At 68.2% G+C, this 15,851-nt stretch carries 18 protein-coding genes and 3 pseudogenes; 10 read left to right on the plus strand and 11 right to left on the minus strand.

All coding sequences use genetic code 11. From position 1 onward, the window contains the following. Both GNX96_RS42480 and pepN read right to left on the minus strand, forming a co-directional pair. Positions 1 to 1,042 (minus strand): ERAP1-like C-terminal domain-containing protein (locus GNX96_RS42480; protein WP_279582979.1); only part of this gene is annotated, 1,042 nt, incomplete at its 3' end. A gap of 130 nt (positions 1,043 to 1,172) precedes the next feature. Next, positions 1,173 to 2,525: pseudogene (gene pepN, locus GNX96_RS42485) on the minus strand (aminopeptidase N); the annotation flags it as partial. 84 nt (positions 2,526 to 2,609) lie between these two features. On the opposite strand from pepN, the gene GNX96_RS42490 reads away from it, so the two are divergent. After that, positions 2,610 to 4,322, plus strand: a complete 1,713-nt coding sequence (locus tag GNX96_RS42490; protein ID WP_163573218.1) for a TIGR03767 family metallophosphoesterase — start codon at positions 2,610 to 2,612, stop codon at positions 4,320 to 4,322. A gap of 117 nt (positions 4,323 to 4,439) precedes the next feature. After that, entirely contained in the window at positions 4,440 to 5,180 is a 741-nt protein-coding gene (locus tag GNX96_RS42495; RefSeq protein WP_163573219.1) for a G1 family glutamic endopeptidase, read from the plus strand. A 381-nt stretch (positions 5,181 to 5,561) separates the two neighbouring features. Here GNX96_RS42495 and GNX96_RS59520 read toward each other — a convergent pair whose 3' ends face one another. Beyond that, positions 5,562 to 5,885, minus strand: a complete 324-nt coding sequence (locus GNX96_RS59520; protein WP_279582980.1) for a hypothetical protein — start codon at positions 5,883 to 5,885, stop codon at positions 5,562 to 5,564. Between GNX96_RS59520 and GNX96_RS66400 the strand changes: the two genes are divergently transcribed. Continuing rightward, positions 5,793 to 6,317 (plus strand): bacteriocin fulvocin C-related protein, encoded by a 525-nt coding sequence (locus GNX96_RS66400; RefSeq protein ID WP_390624296.1) that lies wholly within the window; start codon positions 5,793 to 5,795, stop codon positions 6,315 to 6,317. The two genes, GNX96_RS59520 and GNX96_RS66400, sit on opposite strands and share 93 nt — an antisense overlap. A gap of 198 nt (positions 6,318 to 6,515) precedes the next feature. Here the strand turns inward: GNX96_RS66400 and GNX96_RS66405 are convergent. From GNX96_RS66405 to GNX96_RS59540, 5 genes and pseudogenes are all read right to left on the minus strand, one after another. Further along, positions 6,516 to 7,499 (minus strand): annotated as a pseudogene (locus GNX96_RS66405) (aldehyde dehydrogenase family protein); the annotation flags it as partial. Beyond that, on the minus strand, positions 7,439 to 7,747 hold the full coding sequence (locus tag GNX96_RS59525) for an aldehyde dehydrogenase family protein (RefSeq protein WP_279582982.1): 309 nt from the start codon (positions 7,745 to 7,747) through the stop codon (positions 7,439 to 7,441). The pseudogene GNX96_RS66405 and the gene GNX96_RS59525, both read right to left, overlap by 61 nt. Positions 7,748 to 7,969: 222 nt before the next feature. Then, on the minus strand, positions 7,970 to 8,410 hold the full coding sequence (locus GNX96_RS59530) for a hypothetical protein (protein WP_279582983.1): 441 nt from the start codon (positions 8,408 to 8,410) through the stop codon (positions 7,970 to 7,972). Then, a complete protein-coding gene (locus GNX96_RS59535) occupies positions 8,323 to 8,982 on the minus strand; it encodes a GAF domain-containing protein (protein WP_279582984.1) in 660 nt (219 codons plus the stop codon). The genes GNX96_RS59530 and GNX96_RS59535 overlap by 88 nt, the downstream gene beginning before the upstream one ends. Next, positions 8,874 to 9,323 carry a hypothetical protein gene (locus GNX96_RS59540; RefSeq protein WP_279582985.1) on the minus strand — a complete coding sequence of 150 codons (450 nt, stop codon included), beginning with the start codon at positions 9,321 to 9,323 and terminating at the stop codon, positions 8,874 to 8,876. Before GNX96_RS59540 ends, GNX96_RS59535 begins: the two co-directional genes overlap by 109 nt. Before the next feature lie 227 nt (positions 9,324 to 9,550). Between GNX96_RS59540 and GNX96_RS42515 the strand changes: the two genes are divergently transcribed. From GNX96_RS42515 to GNX96_RS42540, 7 genes are all read left to right on the plus strand, one after another. Beyond that, positions 9,551 to 10,756, plus strand: coding sequence for an aminotransferase class V-fold PLP-dependent enzyme (locus GNX96_RS42515; RefSeq protein WP_279582986.1), 1,206 nt, complete (start codon positions 9,551 to 9,553; stop codon positions 10,754 to 10,756). An 83-nt stretch (positions 10,757 to 10,839) separates the two neighbouring features. Beyond that, complete coding sequence (locus tag GNX96_RS42520) at positions 10,840 to 11,190, plus strand: hypothetical protein (RefSeq protein ID WP_163573221.1); 351 nt, start codon at positions 10,840 to 10,842, stop codon at positions 11,188 to 11,190. A 13-nt stretch (positions 11,191 to 11,203) separates the two neighbouring features. Continuing rightward, positions 11,204 to 12,409: a hypothetical protein gene (locus GNX96_RS42525; protein ID WP_163573216.1), complete on the plus strand. Its 1,206-nt coding sequence runs from the start codon at positions 11,204 to 11,206 to the stop codon at positions 12,407 to 12,409. Between the two features lie 553 nt (positions 12,410 to 12,962). Continuing rightward, positions 12,963 to 13,442: a hypothetical protein gene (locus GNX96_RS42530; RefSeq protein WP_163573222.1), complete on the plus strand. Its 480-nt coding sequence runs from the start codon at positions 12,963 to 12,965 to the stop codon at positions 13,440 to 13,442. Beyond that, the gene (locus GNX96_RS42535; protein WP_163573223.1) at positions 13,442 to 14,077 is read left to right on the plus strand and encodes a hypothetical protein; all 636 of its coding nucleotides are present in this window, start codon (positions 13,442 to 13,444) and stop codon (positions 14,075 to 14,077) included. The genes GNX96_RS42530 and GNX96_RS42535 overlap by 1 nt, the downstream gene beginning before the upstream one ends. Then, the gene (locus tag GNX96_RS59545) at positions 14,047 to 14,178 is read left to right on the plus strand and encodes a hypothetical protein (protein WP_279582987.1); all 132 of its coding nucleotides are present in this window, start codon (positions 14,047 to 14,049) and stop codon (positions 14,176 to 14,178) included. The genes GNX96_RS42535 and GNX96_RS59545 overlap by 31 nt, the downstream gene beginning before the upstream one ends. A gap of 81 nt (positions 14,179 to 14,259) precedes the next feature. Beyond that, positions 14,260 to 14,616 (plus strand): hypothetical protein, encoded by a 357-nt coding sequence (locus GNX96_RS42540; RefSeq protein WP_163573224.1) that lies wholly within the window; start codon positions 14,260 to 14,262, stop codon positions 14,614 to 14,616. Positions 14,617 to 14,638: 22 nt separating this feature from the next. On the opposite strand, the gene GNX96_RS42545 is transcribed toward GNX96_RS42540, so the two are convergent. The 3 genes and pseudogenes from GNX96_RS42545 to GNX96_RS66410 form a co-directional block, all read right to left on the minus strand. Next, positions 14,639 to 15,103: a GtrA family protein gene (locus tag GNX96_RS42545; RefSeq protein ID WP_163573225.1), complete on the minus strand. Its 465-nt coding sequence runs from the start codon at positions 15,101 to 15,103 to the stop codon at positions 14,639 to 14,641. A 101-nt stretch (positions 15,104 to 15,204) separates the two neighbouring features. Next, the gene (locus GNX96_RS42550; RefSeq protein WP_163573226.1) at positions 15,205 to 15,525 is read right to left on the minus strand and encodes an acyl-CoA-like ligand-binding transcription factor; all 321 of its coding nucleotides are present in this window, start codon (positions 15,523 to 15,525) and stop codon (positions 15,205 to 15,207) included. Between the two features lie 199 nt (positions 15,526 to 15,724). Continuing rightward, positions 15,725 to 15,850, minus strand: a pseudogene (locus tag GNX96_RS66410) (TetR/AcrR family transcriptional regulator); the annotation flags it as partial. Position 15,851: the final 1 nt, after the last annotated feature.

Below are 15,851 nucleotides of genomic sequence, written 5' to 3' on the forward strand. Positions count from 1 at the left end.
GGAAAGCCTTTCGTACGGCCAAAGACAAGCCGCAGAAAACCTCGTACGTCTCGTCCACCACTGCCCGACGCAGTCCAGTGGACTCGACAGTGGCCAGCAGTCGGTCGGCTGCGACCGCCGTTCGCTCGTCGACCGAATACCGAGGGTAGGCGCGGCGGCCGACGATCATCGCCATCCAGTCGCTCTGCCGGGCTGCGAAGGCCGGCAGGTCGGTGAAATAGCGCTGCTCGTACGGCCGGGTCAACTCCAGTTGCTCGGGCTGCCAGAACCCGTCCGCGATGGCGCCGAGGAACCGGTTCGACAGCGGCTCGGTGCCGGTCAGCCGCTCCCAAGCGGTCGCCTTCGCGGCCTCGTCCGGCAGCGCCGCGAGGCACCGCTCGGCGTGTACCGCGCCATGCGCGCTGGTGTCCTGGTGCCTTTCCGCCTCGATCTCCGCACGACCAGCCCTGCCGGTCACCACCAGCCGGCTGAGCAACGTCCAGCGCAGCTCAGCGTCCAGCTCGACGCCGTCCGGCAGCCCGGCGCCGGCCAACCAGCCGGCGAGTTGGTCCAGATCGGCCGGCTCGGCGGCGGCCGTGGCGAGGCCGCGAACGCCGACGAACTGCCGCGCACTGCCCGGTTCGGCGGTCGTCACCAGCTCCCGGAAGGCGGTGGCCAACGTACCCAGGGCGGTGCCGGCGTCCGGCCCGGTCAGGCACAGGTCGACGGGGAAACGTCGGCTCGCGGTGAGCAGCCGATCCAGCACCGCCGGGTGGTCCTCCCGGCCCAGCCCGTGGCTGACCAGGTCCACGTACTTACGAGGCGACAGCTCGGCGTCCCGCAGCAGCTCCCAGGCGGCGCCCCACATCACCGCGCGGGCCAGCGGGTCGACGCAGGCCGGCAGCAGCTCGACCAGATCCGCGGTGCCACGCTCGTCGAACCGGATCTTGCCGAAGGTGAGGTCGCCGTCGTTGAGCAGCAGCAGGTCCGCGGCCGGCAGCCCAGCCAGCTCCGGCAGCTCGCTGACCGCGCCCTGGGTGACCGGATCCAGGTCGACCTCCACCCGGCGGTCCACAGTGACCCGATCCCCGGCCCGACGATAGATCCCGACGCCAATGCGGTGCGGGCGCAGAACCGGATGGGTCGGTCGAAGCGGACTGCTCGATGCGTACGCTCCGATAATCGCCGTTGTCGTCGATGTCCACCAGCGGCCGCAAAGTGTTGACACCAGGTTGCTCCAGCCACACCCGGGACCATTCCTTCAACGGCCGCCCACTGCTGCTTTCCAGGACGTCCAACAAATCCACCAGCGCCGCGTTGCCGTACGCGTGCCGCCGGAAATGCTCGTTGATGCCCGCCAGGAACGCCTCATCGCCGACCCAGGCGACCAGCTGGCGCAGCACCGACGCGCCCTTCGCGTACGAAATGCCGTCGAAATTCGTCATCGCGCTGCCGGTGTCCGCTACCCGCGCCGAAATCGGGTGGGTGGACGGCGACTGGTCGGCCGCGTACCCCCACATCTTCCGGCTGACCGTGAAATCCACCCACGCGTTGTCGAACCTGGTGGCCGAGCTGGTGACCCGGTATCCCATGTATTCCGCGAAAGACTCGTTCAACCACAGGTCGTCCCACCAGCGCATGCTGACCAGGTCACCGAACCACATATGCGCCATTTCATGCGCGATCACATACGCCCGCGACTCCCGCTGGGCGTCCGTCACCGCCGACCGGAAGATCATCTCGTCCCGGAAGGTCACGCAGCCCGGATTCTCCATCGCGCCGGCGTTGAATTCCGGCACGAAAACCTGGTCGTACGTGTCACCGAACGGATAGCGCTGCTCGAACATCCGGTGGTATTCGTCGAAACACTGCCGGGTGACGGTGAAAAGCTCGTCCAGGTCCGGTTCCATCGCCGAAGCCAGCGAGGCCCGGCAATGCAGGCCCAGCTGGATGCCGTCGTGCTCGGCATACTCGGAACGGAACTCTCCCGCGCAAACACAGAAAAGATAGGGCGGGATCGGCTTGGTCGGCGCGAACTCCCACTCCCCCGGCGCGGTCCGCTCGCCGCGCTCATTGCCGATCACGGTCCACTCCCGCGGCGCCCGCACTCGTACGGTCAGGGACGCTTTAAGGTCTGGCTGGTCGAAACAAGCGAAGATCCGCTGCGCGTCGGACAGAAAACTCTGCGCGTAAAGGTAGACCTTGTCGTCCGCCGGGTCGACGAACCGGTGGATGCCCTCGCCGGTGTGCGAGTACGGCAGCCGGGCGCTCACCCGCAGCACGTTCTCGGTCTGCTCGATCTCCAGCGGCAGCCGGTTTTCGGCCCGGCTGTCCGGATCCAGCGCCCGGCCGTTCAAAACCGCCTCGGTCAGCTCGCCGGCGATCTCCACGAACGTGGACACGCCCGTTCGAGCGGCCCGGAACCGGATCTCGCACGTCGAGGAGAAAGTCTCCGCGCCAGTCGTCAGATCAAGGTCGATGACGTACTGGGAAACATCCAGTAGATCGGCGCGGACAGTTGCTTCACCCACAGTCAAACTCGGCATGATCCCATCATGCTGCACGCTCGCTGGAAACGCCGGGAGCGGGCACAATACTGTCGCCGAACCGCCCTGCCGAGAGGACCCTCGATGTCCGGAATCAGCCGCCGCCGGTTTTTTCTCGCCGCCACCGCTGCCGTCGGTGTGGTAGCCGGCTTTTCGACGCCGGCCTCGGCTCGTACGACCGCGGCCCGCGCGATGGCGATCGACGGCACCACGCTGCAGTCCGTCGCGGCTCCGATCGGCGCCGCCGGCTACCGGAAACTCACCGACGGGCCCGGCTGGCCACTGGTCGTACGCACCGACCTGGCCGCCGGCAGCCCCGGCCGGGACGACCGGCGGCGGCCGGTGACCTCTTTCGTCCAACTCACCGACCTGCATGTCTGCGACGCACAAAGTCCGATGCGGTTCGAATACGCCTATCCCTATTTCGGCGGCGCTTTCCGGCCGCACGAAACGCTGTCCGCGCTCGGCGCGGCCAGCCTGGTCGAGCGGGTCAACAGCCTGTCCGGTGGGCCGTTCACCGGCCGCCGGTTCGACTTCGTGATGAACACCGGTGACAGCACCGACAACAACGAGGTCATCGAGCTGGACTGGTATCTGGATATCCTCAACGGCGGCACGGTGACCCCGGACAGCGGAGCGCCCGGCCGGTACGAGGGCGTACAGAATTCCGGACTGTCGCTTTACTGGAATCCGGAGTCAGCCGGCCCGGACAAGTTCAAGCAGGCCGGTTTCGGCCAGCTGCCCGGATTCCTGTCCGCGGCGATCCGGTCCTTTCACAGTCCGGGCCTGTCGGTGCCGTGGTTTGCCACCTTCGGCAACCATGACGACAGCGTGGTTGGCGCGGTGCCGGATCTACCGGTGCTGCTGGCGATCTACACCGGCGCGGTCAAGGTGCAGGGCGTTTCGGACGCCACCGCGCAAAAGTTGGCGTCCAAGATGCGTACCAACCCAAACGAGGCGGCCGACCTGCTGGCGTCGCTGACCGGGATCGTCCGAATAGTGACCCCGGACCTGCGCCGCCGGCCCTTCACCGCGGGCCAGTTCGTACGAGCGCACCTGGATCCGGCGAACACCGGCCCTGGCCCGGTCGGGCACGGTTTTTCGACCGCAAACCTCGGAAACGACGTGTACTACGCCTTCCCGATGGCGGCCGGGGTGACCGGGATCAGCCTGGACACCACCAACCGGGCGGGCCTGTCCGACGGCTCGCTGAACGCAGGACAGCTGCACTGGCTGGAAAACGTGCTGAAATCCAAGAGTTCCCGGTATTACGACACCGATGGCACCCTCGTACGCCAGCAGGTGACCGACGAGTTGCTGGTCCTTTTCAGCCACCACACCAGCACCACCATGGGCAACCTGCTGCCCGATCCCACTCATCTGCTGGAACGCCGCTATGACGGCCCGGCACTGGTGGCTCTGCTGCAGCGTTTCCCGAACGTGGTCGCGTGGGTCAACGGCCACACTCACCGCAACGCGATCACCGCTCACCCGGGCAGCACGCCGGACCGCGGTTTCTGGGAAATCAACACCGCCTCCCATGTCGACTACCCGCAGCACGCCCGGATCGTCGAACTGGCCGACAACGCGGACGGCACGCTGTCGGTGTTCACTACCCTGATCGAGTCGGCCGCAGGCTATTCGACCAGCGCGAACGACCTTTCCCAGGCTGGGCTGGCGTCCTGGTATCGGGAGCTGGCCTTCAACGACATCAGCGGCGACCTGAGCCGGGTAGGCAGCGCGAACGACCACAACACCGAGCTGCTGCTACCCAATCCACTGGGTTCTGCGGTCTGATTTCATTGCGGGCACCACCCATTTAACAGACCGTTTCAGGACAATTCCATCGGCCTGCTATCGAACGCTGACAGGCTCCCCCCATCTAGCCGGTGGTGTCGTTGGGGAGGCTTGCCCATGTTCACAGTATTAGCCCGCAAAACTGTCATCAGGCGTACGGCCGTCGTGCTGCTCGCGGTCGGCATCGGCCTGTCGCCGAACGCCGTTTCAGCCGCCACGCCGACGCATTACCACGGTGCTGCTTTCGTACACGGAAACAACGGAAACGTGTTCAAGCGCAGCGAAGACTCCGCTTGGGGCGGGTATGCCGTCAGTAAAGGCGGCCAGACCATCGTGGCCAGCTGGGTGAACCCGCGGGTCGACTGCTCCGGCGGCGGGGTGAACTCGGCGTGGGACGGCTTCGACGGCTATGGCACCCAAACCGTCGAGCAAATCGGCATCGACCTTGACTGCAGTTCCGGCAGCGCCGTCTACAAGCCGTGGTACGAAATGTATCCGCGTGACTCGGTCTATTTCGACCAGACGACCTCCGAAGGCGACCAGATGACCGCCACGGTCACTCATGACTCCGGCATCAACTACACGCTGACGCTGGCCGACTCGACGCAGAACTGGAGCCGTACCTTCCACGACTCGCTGGACGGCGCGAACGACAGCACCGCCGAGGTGATCATGGAGCGGCTGTCGTCCAATGTGGACAACTTCGGCAGCATGACCTTCAGTGGCTGCCAACTCGACGGCCAGCCTTTCGGCAACTCCGCACCGGACGCGATCACCATCGCCAGCAACGGCGTCGACCAGGCCACCCCCGGAAACATCGACGGTGACCATTTCGACATGACCTGGGATCACGCCTAGGAATCCATAGTGTGACTTTTCCGAAGATCGCGCGTCTTTCTTTCCAGTCGTACGGCGGGCATCCGGCCCGCCGTCGCTGGACGAGGAAGTGGTCCGATGACAAGATCCCGCTCAGTGCTGGCTTTCGACACCGCATGCCCAGTGTGCCGACGCATGTCCGAGGTCATCGCACACACCTGCGGCGGCCGGATCGAACTGCTCCCGCTGGCTTCTCCGGAGGTGGCGCTCTGGCGGGAGCAGGCCCTTGGACCGGACGCGAAATGGGCGCCGACGTTTTTCCGGATCACCGACGGGCGGGCGCGGGCGTGGACCGGTCCGGCGATCGCCGTTCCGCTCACCCGCCAGCTCGGTCCGCGCTCGTCTTTTCGTGTCCTCACCACACTAGGACGGCTCCGCAGAGCCGAATGTGTGCCCAAGGAACCGGCGGCGGCCAGTGGCATGACCCGGGCGAATTTCCTCCGGCTCGGCGCCGGCGTGGCGGTCGCCGCCGGTGTCATCCTGCTCGGTCGTACGCCCGCTTTCGCCAGCCCCGCGCAGGAAGAGGCCCGCAAGTGGGTGAAAGCCAACGCGGGACGGCTGCCGCGAACGTACGACGAGATCGTCGCCCAACCGATGGCCCGCCGGAAGGCGATCATCCAGGCCTCGACGCCGCGCGCCCACAGTGACCTGTGGCTGGAGCAGGTCCGGCGGTTCCGCGCCGGTCATCCCGAACTCGCCCCCAACGAGAACAGCGCGCTGGACATCGCATCAGAAGTCCTACACGATGAGACCGTCTTCGGCGGGAACCTCGCCTCGCATCCAGGCGTGCTGCGTCGACTCGATCACGCGCAGGACGTGCTGGTTCAGGCTTTCAGCCCCACCAGGGAGAAAACCGACCTTCGCCCGGACATCCGGGAACTCTTCTCCTGGATAGGTCCAAACCCAGCCGTCTCCACCGCGAAAGTCGCGAAGCCCGCGGATGGAGTGCCCGGCTGCGAGTGCAACTCCGACAGCACCTGGGGTGGCTGCCCGGACTCTTGCTACCGGTATAACGATCCCGGATCCTGCCCCTGCGGCGCATACAGCCCAGGCTGCGGTTTCGCCAGCGCGTACGAGTGCGACGGGCTGTGCAATTGGGACAGCGACTGGTGCCACTGACTCGCGAGACCGAGAATGTCCGGCCCTGCCACCAAAGTCATCGCGGTGGCAGGGCGGAATAGCTGACCAGGATGTCCTTGGATTGTTGGTACGGCTCAAGAATCTGGGGGGGCGGGCGTCGGCGCCGTGGGCCTGTCGGCCGGCCAGGGCCGCGTGCGCGGGATAGCGGTGATAGCAGTTCGTCCAGACCCGGCCGGCCGGCCCGCAGTCGCCGGCCGGCCAGGTAAGCCCGATCGAGGTCACGGGTCCACAATGCCGCGCCACGGCCGTCAAAAAAAGGTCGTTCGCGATCCGTACGGCATGGTCGAACCCGGTGAACGAACCGACCGTCACCACCGGCCCGCAACTGTCCACCCGGAACGGCCGGATGTCCGCGCCCGCGTCGAAAACCGTTGGCTGTACGTAAAAGCCGCCGGGCAACTCGGCTCGTTCGCCGCCGACCACCACCCGCGCGCCGGCGGCTCGAAGGTTTTCGATGCAGGACAGCGTTTTCGCCAGCTGCTCGGCGCTGGGCTGGGCACCGACCATGGTCTCGGTGTCCAGCGGGTTGCCCTGCTGGATCGCCTTGGTCTGGATGGTGGCCAGCTCCAGGAACTCCTCGTAGATCGGCTTTTCAATCAGAGCGCCACAAAGCCGTACGCCGGCATCGCCCTGGTTGAGCGCGAACATGGCAAAGCCCTCGAGCGCCTTCTGCTGGAAATCGTCGTCGGAAAGCAACGCGTCGGAGAAGAAGATATTCGGGCTGCGGCCACCGAGGCCGACCGTGGCAGGCACCAGATCTGTCGCAGCGGCCAGGGCTCTTTCGGCCACCCCGTTGACAATGTTGACTACTCCGGCGGGCAGCAGGTCGTGCACCAGCCCGAGCAGGACGTGCAAGGACGCGGGCGTCTGGGCGTCGGCGGTGAGGACAACCGTGTTGCCGGCCGCGAGCGCCGGCGCGAGCTGCCAACTCGCCATCAGCAGCGGGAAATCCCAGCCGACCCGCAGACCCACGACGCCCCGCGGCTCGCGCAAGTGATAGGCCACCGTCGTCCGGTCGATCTCGGTGACACCACCCTGCTGCGCGCGTACCGCGCCGGCGCACGCACGCCACTGGTCCACCGCGAGCGGCAGATCCGCGGTCAGCGTCTCGCGGACCGGCCGGCCGCTCTCCCAGGTCTCGGCGACCGCGAGGTGCTGCACGTTCTGCTCTCGATCCGGTCGGCGATCCGGTGCAGCACCGCGGCCCGCTCGGCCGGCGAGGTGTCCGCCCAGCTCCCGGCCGCGCCGCGGGCGGCCCGGACGGCCAGCTCCAGGTCCGGGCCAGTCGAGCGGGCCACCTCGGTGAAGACCCCACCGGTCACCGGGCTGGTGTCCGGCGCGTACGCACCGCGGACCGGCCGGACGTACTCGCCGCCGATCCAGTTGTCATAGCGGGATTCGTACGACATCACGCATGTCGCGGCTGCCGGGCGCGGCGAAGACGGCCACCGGCACACCCCCTCGGATCGGTCGTGTCCGAACGGCGACACGACACCTGCCCGGAAGGATAGGTCCGCTGGGGTTGCAACACGGTTGCGTCCAGTAGTGGCCCCACCCCTCTGTACGCGCCTGGCGTACAGCTGAAAAGTCCGCAACGTCCCGTTGCGTGCCTCAGGTGCAAGCAGCGAGGGTTAGGCGAGGTCGGCGTCCAGGCGGCGGAGGTGGGCGGCTACCCGGGTGCGGCGGGGGGAGCCGGCGGGCAGGGCCGCGAGGCAGGCGCGCCAGATCTCCACGTCGGTTTCGGCGTCCGGCAGCTCGGCATAGCGCAGCAGTACGTCGCGGTGGGTGGCGTGCCGGAGCAGCGCCGTACGCAGCCGCTGACGGGTCTCGGCGCGGATCGCGACCACCCCGGGCGCCTGCGAATGCGGCAGCACGACACCTTGGTAGAGGTCCAGCGCCAGCCGGTGCGCGCCACGATCGAGCTGGCGACGGACCTCCGCCACATCGGTGTCGACGGGGACGGTCAGCCGGTACGGCCGAGAGGTCAGCAGGTCGTCGCCGAGCAGCCGGCGCAGCCGGGACATCTCGGCCCGGATGGTGACCAGCGCGGACTCCCGCTCATGCAGCTCCACCGCCAGCTGCTCGGCGGACCGGCCGTCGGGGTGGCTGGCGAGAGCAGCAACAACAGCTCGCTGTGCCGGCCGGACAGCGACAACGACTGGCCGGCGCGGCGGAGCACGCCGTGCGTACGGCCGAGGACGTCCAGCCGGGCGACCGGGCGGCCCGGCGGGGTGCCGCGGGGCACCGACAGCGGGCCGCGGCGAGGTGCCGGCGGCCGGCTGAACTGGCGGCTGGCCGGCAGCTGTCGGCCACCTTGCAGGTGCCGCAGCGCCAGCTCCGCCTCGGCGGCGGCGGCCGTTGCTCGTACGAGCGTGAGCATGTGCGGCGCCGCCACCTCGTCACCGCCGGTGATGTCGATGGCGCCAAGCACCTCGCCGGTCACCGGGTCGTGCACCGGCGCCGCCGAACAGCTCCACATGTGCACGGGACGGCTGAAATGCTCGGACGCGAAGATCTGCACAGAACGGTCCGCGGTCAACGCGATGGCCGGCGCGTTCGTACCAGCGTCCGACTCACTCCAGCTGGCGCCTTCGACGAAATGCACGGTCTCGGCCCGGGTCCGCTGCCGGCTGGAGCCGTCCACCCACAGCAGCCGCCCGCTCGCGTCGGTGACCGCGCGACCAGCAGGTCGTTGTCGACCGCGTCAGCGACCAGCAGCCGACGCACCACCGGCATGATCGGCGCCAGCGGATGCGCTTCCCGGTAGCTCGCGAGCTCGTCGTCCAGCAGGTCGACCGGCGGCTCGCTCACGTCCGGGTTGACGCCCGAACTCATCGACCGGCGCCAGGACTCCAACACGATCGTACGCACCGGGCCGGCCGGATTTCCGGTCTCCAGAAAGGTTTCGTGCGCGACGTAAAGGCTGCGGGACAGCTCCCGCGGATCGGTTCCGGCCGGCCACGCGGCCCACGGACTGGCGCTCATCGAGGCACCGCACCACAGCCGCCGGGCAACCGGCGACGCGCGGTGGCGTGGGTGACCATCGGACCGCCCTTAACGTGTGTTTCGCCGAGGTTAACGTGCCGCGAGCATGATCGGAAGCGGGCGGTACGCGAAAACTCCACTCGCTGCCTCTTCGGCCCGGCCAATTGCCACGTAGTGTGGCGTTGACCGTACTAACACAAAAAAAACGCACGACAGGAGGACGTTTCGTGGCGTACGACGTGACCGCGGTGCGGAAGCATTTTCCGGCCCTCGCCGAAGGTGCGGCGCATTTCGACGGCCCCGGCGGCTCCCAGGTGCCGGACGTGGTCGCCGAGGCGGTGGCCGCCACGATGGTCTCCGGGATCGCGAACCGCGGCAGCGTGACGGCTGCCGAGAAGCGGGCCACCGGCATCGTCATCGATGCCCGGCAGGCGATGGCGGACCTGCTCGGCGCCTCGCCCGAGGGCATCGTCTTCGGCCGCAGCATGACCCAGCTGACGTACGACTTCTCTCGTACGCTGGCCAAAGAATGGGGTGCCGGCGACGAGATCGTGGTCAGCCGGCTCGACCATGACGCGAACATCCGGCCGTGGGTGCAGGCAGCGCTCGCGGCCGGCGCGACGATCCGTTGGGTCGAGCCCGACCCGGTCAGCGCCGAGCTGCCGGTCGAGACGATCGCGGCAGCGCTGACCGACCGAACCCGGCTGGTCGCGGTGACCGGCGCGTCGAACCTGGTCGGCACCCGGCCGGATATCCCGACGATCGCGGCCGCTGTGCACGAAGTCGGCGCGTTGCTTTACGTGGACGGCGTCCACCTCACCGCGCACGCCCCGGTTGACGTGACGGCCCTCGGAGCGGACTTCTACGCCTGCTCGCCGTACAAATTCCTCGGTCCGCACCTGGGCGCCCTCGCGGCCGCACCGCGCGCTGTTGGCGGGGCTGCGGCCGGACAAGCTGCTGCCGGCCACCGACGACGTGCCGGAGCGCTTCGAGTTCGGCACGCTGCCGTACGAGCTGCTGGCCGGCACCACCGCGGCGGTCGACTTCCTGGCCGGCCTGGTCGCCGGTGCTGGCGATCGGCGCTCCCGACTGCTGGCCAGCATGGCCGCTTTGGAGGCGTACGAGGACGAGCTGCGGGTCCGGCTGGAGACCGGACTGGACGCGATCGGTGGGGTGACCCGGTACGGCCGAGCGGCCCGCCGGACGCCGACCGTGCTGTTCTCGGTGGCCGGGATGGACAGCCAGCGGGGGTGTACCAGGAGCTGGGCAAACACGGGGTCAACGCGCCGGCCGGCAGCTTCTACGCGATCGAGTGCGCGCGCGTACTAGGGCTCGGTGAGGCCGGTGCCGTACGGGCCGGGGTCGCGCCGTACACCGATGCGACGACGTCGATCGTCGATCGGCTGCTCGCGGCGGTCCACGTCACATCGTAAGAAATTTCCGACTTCGGAGGGACTTGCGTACCCCTGCTTCAATGTGGTGGCGGACACACCTCGGACGGTCAGGCGGGAGTGCAGTGACGTACTACGACGTGCACCCGGAGCCGGTGATCAGCGCCGGCACCAACACGGCGGCCACCTCGGCCGACTGGCAGACATGGGCCCATCAGTCCGAGACCGCGCTGCGAGGCGCGGCCAGCGGGGCAGCGGACGCCACCGTCGGTGGCGCCTTCGAGGACTACCTGTCGTCGTGGAACCCCAAGCTCCAGGGCATCGCCAAGCAGGCCGAAGCACAGGGCGTGAACGCCACCTCGGCGGCGAATGTCGTGGTCGGCGCAGACGGGCAGTCGGCCACGCTGCTCAACCAACCCCTCCAGCAGGGCAGCGAGCTGTCGTCCACCCTCAGCCGGCCGATCACCGGCAACTGACCCGGAGGCAGCGATGCAGCCTTTCGACAAGCACACCGCCAACGTCGGGCAGCTGGAGCAGTGCGGCTCCGACCTGGTGAACCAGTCCGCGCAGGCGATCCTGACCGGGACCGCCACCCGTACGGCCTACGCGCCGGCCATCGCGAACTGGGACGGCCTCTGCGCACCGGAGCTGACAGCGGCCCAGAATCCGGTCCAGAACAGCTCGCAGGAAGCCCAGTCCGCGCTCGCCTGGGGCGCCGTGGTCACCCAGTACTGGGCCGCGCAAGTGCGTGACTTCAACGCCGAGGTGGACCGGATCACCGCCGGCCTGAACGGCCAAGGCCCGTCGTACGGCGCCACCGGCACCGGCGGCCAGCCGGCCACCGCCACCCAGGTCAACGACGCCAAGAACGCGGCCACCGGGGCCGCGAAGCAGAAGTGGTGGACGGCGTACAACTCGTACATCACCGACGGTGGCACCAAAGCCGCCTCGATGCTCAAACAGGGCCCCACCGACGCGAACGTCGCCGAGGCGCAGCGGGTCGGCGCGCTCCCCGGCATGCAGTTCGCCCCGTGGACGTATTGGCTGGCCAGCCTGCAAGGGATGTACACCATCGGGGCCGGCCCGCTGGGCAGCGTGCCATGGTGGGTGGGCACGTCCATGCGCCCGATCGGCCCGACCGCCGGCTGGCTGAGCAAGGTGCAGTGGGGCCGGTTCGCGCCACGCGGCCCGGACGGCCGGTTCATCGCGATCGCCGACGCCGGTTTCTGGGCGCCCGCCAAGGGCGCGAACTGGATCGCCAAACCAGGCATGAGCGGCCTGCGCGGCGGCCTGCTGACCGGCGCCAAATGGGCCGGCCGGGCTGGCAACGTACTCGCCGTCGGCACCGCCGCGCTCGACCAGTGGTCACGTGACTCCGGCCGTACGGACCTCAGCACCGACGAGAAAGTCGGCCGCGCGGCCACCCGCGGCGCCATCGGCGGCGGCGGCGCGATCGCCGGCGCCATCGGCGGAGCCGAGGCCGGCGCCGCCATCGGCACCCTGGTCGGCGGCCCAGTCGGAACGGTCGTCGGCGGTTTCGTTGGCGGCATGGTCGGCGGCATCATCGGCGGCGGCGTCGGCAACGCGGTCGCCGACCACGTGGTCGCCCCAGTCGGCCACGCCATCGGCAAAGGCCTGGACGCCATCGGCGACGCCGGCAAATCGGTCGGTCACTTCTTCGGCTCACTGTTCTAATTGCCGCAGTTCCTGCGGCGGCGCATCCGGTTCCCGTCGCCAGGGCGCCCAAAGAGCGGGCACCCTACCGCCGCGAACCTGGGCGCGGTGTGGTTGGGAAGAGGTGGTTGCGTTGGGAAGAGGTAGTTGCGGTTGAGGGGTCGTTGGGGTGTTGCGGCTGGGAAGAGGTAGTTGTGGTTGGGAAGAGGTGGTTGCGGTTGGGAGGGGGGGCCGCTGAGGTGTTGCGGTTGAGAGGGGTCGTTGGGGTGTTGCGGTTGAGAGGGGTCGTTGGGGTGTTGCGGTTGGATTGGCGGCCGGAGTACCTGCTACGGCGTGAAATTGTCGTACCTGTGCTGTTTTCTTGCCCCCACCCAGTGATCGGGGGGGGGGGGGTGGGTTTGAGGAGGAGCGCTGGGAAAAATTTTACTCGGTTTAGGTTTCTGGGAGGCTGATTTTTCGAGATGACTCCGTGGTAACCGGGCGGGTACGGGTTGGGACGGCGGGGGTGGGTGGTGGCGGTTACCGTTTTGTGGGAGCGTGCGGGCGTCTCCTGCGGGTCGGCCGGGAGGACTGAGTGATCGAGACCCTGGTGTCGTACGAGCATCGGACAGCGGGTTTTTCGCTGCCGTTGCCGGAAAGTTGGCAGGCCGTGGAGGATCCACAGCCGGCTGTGCCGCTGGTCGCGCTGGAACCGGACCGGGGCGGCATCTTCCGCTGCAACGTGGTGGTGAGCGTCGACCAGGTGCCCGAAGGGCTGGACGTGGCCGGCTGGCAGGCCGGCGCGGAGCCGATGATGCGGCAGGCAATGCAGGATTTCCTGTTGCTCGACCTCGAAGAACTGCAGGTCGGCGGCCGGCCGGCGATGTATCGGCTGGCCCACCACCTGGTGCCGGACCTCGGCCCGGTGACCATGGCGCAGTGGATGCTGTTGCGGGCCGGCCGCGGGCACACGCTCACTTTTTCGATCGGCACTATGGAATACGAGACGCGCGCCGACCTTTTCGTTGACATCGCGCGAGGTTTTCGGTTCGCCGAGAGCGCGGGGGAAAACTGATGCCGGTGCTGTTCGACGCCGAGTCCGGCCGGCTCCGGCTGGACGACGACTCCTTCGAAACCCTCTCCCAGTGGGCACACGGCCAGCCAACGGCCGGTGATGTCGCGCCGCTGCGACAAGCCGGTGTCATCGATCGATCGCGCCGCCCGCACGAAAAACTGCTTCCGGGTTTGCTCGCGGTCAGCGAACCGGTGTGTACGGTGGAAATCACCGTCGAGGGCGAGAAGCTGGAGACCGGCCGCGGCTGGGTCTGCGCGGAAGCGGCCGCGCTGCTGCTGGATTTGCCCGGCGGGCTGAAGGAATTCGTCACCGTGCACCCGTCCTTCCTGCCGGCCGCACTGGCCCGGATCGTACGGCTCGGACCGCGGCCGCGGATTTCCGCGCTGCCACTACAAATCCCACACTCCACTTTGGACCAACTGCTGTCACCAGAGCCGGAGGTTCGGTCCAGTACAGTGGAAAAGCTGATCGTCGACGCGCCCGCCGGCGAGCGTGAGCCCACCGCCGCGGCTGCCACCGCACTCGGCTCCGGGCTCCGCCAACAGTGGCGCGTCCGGGTCGAGGGGCCGGCCCGGACGGCTCTCCCGGCGGCCGCGGCGTACGGGTGCTGGACACCGAGGCCGGCCTCTGGCTGATGGAGCCGTCGGTCGGCCTCGCGGTCATCTGGCCGACCACCCCGACCGCGATATGGCGGGCGCTGGTCTGTCTTCTCCCGCAGGACAACGAAATCGGCTGAGACCGGTCTTGCGTCAAGCGCACGACGACGTTGCGAGATCGGACCTTCCGTCGCCGTCGCACCACTGCGATGGTTTCGCCTATGGCCAGCACCACTGCGACCCTCACGCTCCGCTTCGCCGACCAGCCGGTGCCGCTACGGGTTTTCTGGCCGCCGATCGGCGAAAAAGGCATCGTGGTGGTTTTCGACGAACGGGCCGACGAAGCGCAGCGGTGGTGCCGATCGCTGTGTGCCGACGCGAACCTGGTCGTACTAACCGACGCCGCCGACCTCCCGACGGCGCTGTCGATCGTGGAGTGGACCGCCGATCATGCGACCGAACTCGGGTCGGGGGACGTACGACCAGCGGCCCGATCACACTGGCCGGCTGGGGTCGCGGCGCGGCGATCGCCCGTACCGTGCTGGCCGCGGCGCGCGCCCAGGGCTGGCCGCCGCTGACCCTGCACAGTGGGTGAAACCCTCACCGTCCTTGGTGGGCGAAGGTCCACAAACGCAAGAGGAAGAACCGGCCGATGGTGGCGACCAGCGAGGAGAGCAGGAGGACGACAACGTCGTCGAGGGCTGACGGCGAGGACACGAAAGCATGCAGCCCGAGCAGCGCTGACGACGTGAAGGCGAAGTAGAGCCCGAAGATGATCGCCCCACCCAGCTGCGCGCGGCCGTACGACGTGATTGGCCGGCGGGCCTCGGTCAGGAAGGTCCAGCGGCGGTTGGCCTCGGTGTTCAGCACGGTGGTGATGACCTGAGCGGCGGCGAGGTTCGCGATGATGACCGGCCACCAGATGCGCAGCACCGAATACGTCAGGGCGGTGAAGCCGGTCGACACAACGCCGATGGCGGAGAACCGGACCACCTGGCGCACCAGCTCGTTGCGCCAAAAGGCAAGCCCGGACGGCCATTGCGGCCGACGCTCCAGCACCCCCATCGCCCACTCCCCCTCGCGATCAAAGTATCCCGCCTATAGGTATCTCCTTCTAACCTGTGTCTTCGCTGTGGGGGCCGTAAGAGACGTGTAAGAAACAAAGATCACATCGGCCGTACGCCATAAATTCCGACACCGGACTCGATGACGTCAAATGCCCGGTGGATCAGGGCCAGCTGGTCGGCGGCGAAGTCATCGGCCGTACGGCCGGCCCGGAGCTGGCGGACCGCCTCGCCGTGCAGCAGCCGATACATCGCGACCAACTGGGCGGCCAGCAGTCGGGGCATCGGGTCGCCGGCCGGCGCGCCCACATCCTCGGCGATCAGCTGCGTCAGCAAGCCCTGCCACTCGTCGGCGGCCTCCCTTACGCGCGCCTTCAGGGCCGGACTGACCGCGACCAGGTTCCAGAATGGTGTGGCCGCCATCGAGCAGGCCGGACAGCGGATGCCGGGCCTGCGACAGCTCGACCATCGTCCGGCGAGCGGCCGCCACGATCGACTCGCCCGGCTCGCGCTGGCGGATCACCTGGGCGGACAGCTCGTACCCGTCCTCGATCCGGTCGAAGAAGATGTCCTCTTTGCGCTGGAAATAGTTGAAAACCGTCATCCGGGACACGCCGGCGTGCTCGGCGATCTCCGAAACGGTGACCTTGTCGAAACCGTGCCAGGCGAACAGGGCCATCCCGGAGTCGGCGATCTGCTTCCTGGTCTCCCGCTTGCGGCGTTCCCGGCGACCGGGCTCTGCCTCCATG

Origin of the sequence: Fodinicola feengrottensis (assembly GCF_010993775.1) — a bacterium.
GTDB lineage: Bacteria > Actinomycetota > Actinomycetes > Mycobacteriales > HKI-0501 > Fodinicola > Fodinicola feengrottensis.

What these genes read in the sequence shown, in the direction of transcription:
- GNX96_RS42535 (WP_163573223.1), top strand. Translation starts at nt 13,442, where the DNA reads ATGCCGGTGCTGTTCGACGCCGAGTCCGGCCGGCTCCGGCTGGACGAC.
- GNX96_RS42545 (WP_163573225.1), bottom strand. Translation starts at nt 15,103, where the DNA reads ATGGGGGTGCTGGAGCGTCGGCCGCAATGGCCGTCCGGGCTTGCCTTT.
- GNX96_RS66400 (WP_390624296.1), top strand. Translation starts at nt 5,793, where the DNA reads ATGGCCCGCCGGAAGGCGATCATCCAGGCCTCGACGCCGCGCGCCCAC.
- GNX96_RS59525 (WP_279582982.1), bottom strand. Translation starts at nt 7,747, where the DNA reads ATGTCGTACGAATCCCGCTATGACAACTGGATCGGCGGCGAGTACGTC.
- GNX96_RS42495 (WP_163573219.1), top strand. Translation starts at nt 4,440, where the DNA reads ATGTTCACAGTATTAGCCCGCAAAACTGTCATCAGGCGTACGGCCGTC.
- GNX96_RS59540 (WP_279582985.1), bottom strand. Translation starts at nt 9,323, where the DNA reads ATGAGCGCCAGTCCGTGGGCCGCGTGGCCGGCCGGAACCGATCCGCGG.
- GNX96_RS42525 (WP_163573216.1), top strand. Translation starts at nt 11,204, where the DNA reads ATGCAGCCTTTCGACAAGCACACCGCCAACGTCGGGCAGCTGGAGCAG.
- GNX96_RS59520 (WP_279582980.1), bottom strand. Translation starts at nt 5,885, where the DNA reads ATGACCGGCGCGGAACCGCCGGACCTGCTCCAGCCACAGGTCACTGTG.
- GNX96_RS42490 (WP_163573218.1), top strand. Translation starts at nt 2,610, where the DNA reads ATGTCCGGAATCAGCCGCCGCCGGTTTTTTCTCGCCGCCACCGCTGCC.
- GNX96_RS42550 (WP_163573226.1), bottom strand. Translation starts at nt 15,525, where the DNA reads ATGGCGGCCACACCATTCTGGAACCTGGTCGCGGTCAGTCCGGCCCTG.
- GNX96_RS42540 (WP_163573224.1), top strand. Translation starts at nt 14,260, where the DNA reads ATGGCCAGCACCACTGCGACCCTCACGCTCCGCTTCGCCGACCAGCCG.